The organism is Mesorhizobium sp. M2E.F.Ca.ET.209.01.1.1, from assembly GCF_004010375.2.
Taxonomy (GTDB): Bacteria; Pseudomonadota; Alphaproteobacteria; order Rhizobiales; family Rhizobiaceae; genus Mesorhizobium.
In genome coordinates, this window is the sequence record NZ_SADP02001246.1 from 1 (window position 1) to 286 (window position 286).

The window sequence follows — 286 nt, forward strand, 5'->3', positions numbered from 1 at the left end:
TGAAAAATCAACAAAAAGTTGAATTTCGCGCCCAGCGTGAAAACTTGTTCACCGGGTCAGCGCGTCGAGAATGCGCGCCCAGGATCGCTGCCCCTTGTGGAAGGAGGTCAGCTCGTATTTCTCGTTCGGCGAATGGATGCGGTCGTCATCCAGCCCGAAGCCGACCAGCAGCGATTCCATGCCGAGATAGGTCTGGAAGTCGCCGACCACGGGGATCGAGCCGCCGCCGCCGGTGGTGACGGCCTGCTTCTCCCATTCATCGGACAGCGCGTCCTTGGCCTTGGCC

1 protein-coding gene is annotated in these 286 nt (G+C 60.5%); it reads right to left on the reverse strand.

Going from position 1 to position 286, the window contains the following annotated elements:
- Positions 1 to 48: 48 nt before the first annotated feature.
- The coding region (locus EN852_RS39920) for a M20/M25/M40 family metallo-hydrolase (RefSeq protein WP_135879981.1) at positions 49 to 286 on the reverse strand (238 nt) is incomplete at its 5' end.